Source organism: Kitasatospora sp. MY 5-36, assembly GCF_001182915.1.
In the GTDB taxonomy this organism is placed as follows: Bacteria; Actinomycetota; Actinomycetes; order Streptomycetales; family Streptomycetaceae; genus Kitasatospora.
The window spans coordinates 1-3,211 of the sequence record NZ_LFVW01000928.1 but is presented as its reverse complement, the minus strand read 5'-3'; the positions used below and the strand labels follow the sequence as shown (position 1 = coordinate 3,211).

Genomic DNA, 3,211 nt, shown 5'->3' with positions numbered 1-3,211 from the left:
CTCGGCGTCGTCCTCGGCGGCCGCGCCGCGCGCGAGGTCGTCGGTGCCGGCCTCCTCCTCGTCCCGCGGCTTCGGCACGACCGGCCGCGGCGGCTGCCCCAGCTGCCCGACCAGCAGCGACAGGAACACCCCGCCCGCCGCGAGCAGCAGCAGCCGGGCGGCCAGCGCGGTGCCGATCCGCTCGTCCAGCGTGGCGCGCACCAGCGACAGGTCGAAGGCCTGCCCGATCCCGGAGCCGCGCTCGTACGGGCCGCGCAGCATCAGCACCGCGACGGTGGAGACCAGCAGCGCCGTCCAGCCGGTCATCAGCAGCCGCTGCACCCGGCGCCGGGCGGTGCCGGCCGGCCAGCAGAGCAGCACGAAGGCGGCGACGCCGACCAGCAGCGCGAAGGCGGCGTACGCGACGGTGCGCCCGGTGCCGTACAGGGCGGCGACCAGGCCGTCGGCCTCGGCGCCCTGGAGCGCGGTGGCCGACACCGAGGTGTCCGAGGGCGCGCCGATGGAGAAGGTGAACGCCCCTCCGACCGGGTGGGAGTCGTCCGAGACGGCCCGCCAGGCCACCGTGTACGTGCCGTTGGCGAGTCCGTCGCGCAGCCCGACCCGGGCGGTGTTGCCCTTGCCGTCGGCGTGCGCCGGGTTGCCGGTGTCCACGGCCTTGCCGGCCGGGTCGAGCACCCGGACGGAGTCGCCGGAGAGCGAGACGGACTCGCTGAAGGTCAGCGTCACCGCCTGCGGGGCGGTGGCGACCACCGAGTTCTGCCGGGGGTCGGTGGAATCCAGGGTGGCGTGCGCGGAGGCCGGCCCGGCGCCCGCGAGCATCAGCGCGAGCAACGCGCCGAGCACTCCGAGCACCCCGGCGATCCGGCGGTGGGTGGCCTTCTCCAGGCCGGCCGACTGCATGGTGGCGGTCCCCTTAACTCTGGCCGGGGCGGTAGGTGAGCTCCTTGACCGGCACCTTGACCGAGATGGTGCCGGACTTGGCGAAGGTGAGGTCCAGCTCCAGCTCGTCGCCGAGGACCGGGGCCTTCTGCCACCCCATGATCATGAGGTGGTTGCCGCCCCGGGCGAGCTGCAGCGCGCCGTGCGCGGGGACGTCGAGGCTGTCCACCTGCTCCATGGTCGACGCGCTCGAGCGGTGCATGGTGACCGACTCGGCGGCCGGGCTGCTCACCTTGAGCAGCTGGTCCTGACCGCCGTCGTTGCGAACGGTCAGGTAGCCGGCCGCCATGCCGCCGGCCGGGGGGAGCGGGATGTAGGAGTCGGCGACGCTGAGCCGGGCCGGCCCGGCGGCGGCACCGTCCTGGCCGCCCGCGCCGCCGCCCGTCCCGCAGGCGGCCAGGATGGCGCCGCCGCCCAGGGCCGTGGCGACGACGGCGCCGAGCAGGGCGCTGCGGCGGAAGCGGCCGGTCCCGGTCTGCGCCGGGGTCACGCCGCGACCCCCTTGGCGAGCAGCGGCAGGTCGTGCTCGTAGGTCTTCTCCTCGGTGCCGCTCATGTAGAGCACGTGCGCCTTGTCGTCCGAGGGGAGGAAGGCCAGCACCTGCGCGCCGTGGGTGGAGGTGACCGTCCCGTCCGCGTTGACGACCGGGTCCTCGATCATGATGCCGAGCGACCTGGCGGCGGTCTTCACCTTGGCCAGGTCCCCGGTGAGGCCTATGAAGTCGCTGCCCATCGAGTCCAGCCAGGTGCGCAGCACCTGGGGGGTGTCGCGCTGCGGGTCGGTGGAGACGAAGACGACGTTGACCTTCTGCCGCTCCTCCGCGGGGAGCGCCTTCATCGCGACGCCGATGTCGCCCATGGTGGTCGGGCAGACGTCCGGGCAGCTGGTGTACCCGAAGAACAGCAGGGTGGCCTTGCCGTTGGTCTGCTGGCGCAGGTCGAAGGGCTGGCCGGCGGTGTCGGTCAGCTGGAGGTCCGGCTTCTCGAAGTTCTTGGCGAGCTTGGTGCCCTGGTACGGGGTGTCCTCCTTCTGCCGGGTGACCTTGGCGGCGGTGGAGCCGCCGCCGGAGGAGCCGCAGGCGGAGAGGGTCAGGGCGGCGGCCAGCGCGAGGGCGGCCGCGCCGGCCAGGCGGGTGGTGCGGGGCATGGGAGTTCCGATCGTGCGGGGTGGGCCACCGGTGGGGCCCGTACCCGTGGTCCGGGTACGGGCCCCGCCGGCGTGGGGTCAGGGGGCGGTGTTGCTGCTCTTGCGGCGCAGGCCGAGCACACCGACGGCGGTGCCGATCACACCGACGACGATGCCGACCACGCCCAGGGTGCGGGCGGTGGAGTCGCTGGACTTGGCGTCGCCGGCGGCGGCGGCCTGGTCGGAGCTGCCCCCGTGGGCGCCCGCGGCCGGGGAGGCGGTGACGCCGTGGCCGTCACCCTCGGCGGCCTTGGTGAGCTTCAGGACGGGCGCGGGCTTGGCCGGCTCGGGCTGGCCGTCCTTGGTCTCGTCGATCCAGCGGGCGATGTCGCCGTTGTCGTAGGTCTGGAGGGTCTTGAAGACCAGGTTGTCGGTGTCGGTCGGCAGCGGGCCGAGCGAGACCCGGAACTCCTGGAACTGGCCGGGGGCGATCTTGGTGCCGGCGTCGGCGGTCCAGGTGATCTTGGAGACGGCCTCGGTGACGTCGTTGCCGTGCACCTTGATCGGCTTGTCGAGCTTGGCCTTCTCGACCGCGGCGGTCCAGCCCGGCAGCGGCAGGGTCCGGACCGAGGCCAGCGGGTGGTCCAGCGGGAGGTTGACCTCCAGCTTCACCGTGCCCGCCGTGTCGCTCTCGTTCGGCACCCGGAAGTCGACGGCCGTGTAGCCGCCCTGGGCGGCCGCACCCGGGTTCACGGTGACGTGCGCGAAGGCGGGGCCGGCCAGCGCCACCACGGACGCGGCGGCGGTGAGGGCGACGGCGGCGAGACGGCGGGCGGGAAGGGAACGCATGATGCGGGTCTCCGATCGGAGCTCGGCGGCAGCCGGAACCGGCGACGGACGGGAGCCGTGCCGCGGGGGCCGCGGGGGTGGGGACGCGGGGGTGGAGCCTCGGGCCGCCCCCGGTGGTCGGGGGAAACGGCCGGACGGTACGCACGCCGGGCACCCGGGACGGCCGAGGCCGCCAGGAAACGCCGGTCAGTACGCGAGGGCCCCGCACGGCGGGCCACGCCGCACCACGCTGTGCCGCAGCACGGCACCCGCCGGGAGCGGGCTCTCCCATGCCCCGCACCACCCGCCTGGCCGGCGC

4 protein-coding genes are annotated in these 3,211 nt (G+C 74.8%); all 4 read right to left on the bottom strand.

The features are described 5' to 3' along the window. Window positions 1-900 (bottom strand): copper resistance CopC family protein (locus AE652_RS38360; RefSeq protein ID WP_049660018.1); only part of this gene is annotated, 900 nt, incomplete at its 3' end. Window positions 901-913: 13 nt separating this feature from the next. After that, complete coding sequence (locus AE652_RS38355) at window positions 914-1,429, bottom strand: copper chaperone PCu(A)C (protein WP_053112532.1); 516 nt, start codon at window positions 1,427-1,429, stop codon at window positions 914-916. Next, on the bottom strand, window positions 1,426-2,085 hold the full coding sequence (locus AE652_RS38350; RefSeq protein ID WP_049660017.1) for an SCO family protein: 660 nt from the start codon (window positions 2,083-2,085) through the stop codon (window positions 1,426-1,428). The genes AE652_RS38355 and AE652_RS38350 overlap by 4 nt, the downstream gene beginning before the upstream one ends. A gap of 78 nt (window positions 2,086-2,163) precedes the next feature. Then, window positions 2,164-2,913 (bottom strand): YcnI family protein, encoded by a 750-nt coding sequence (locus AE652_RS38345; RefSeq protein ID WP_049660015.1) that lies wholly within the window; start codon window positions 2,911-2,913, stop codon window positions 2,164-2,166. Between the last annotated feature and the right edge of the window lie 298 nt (window positions 2,914-3,211).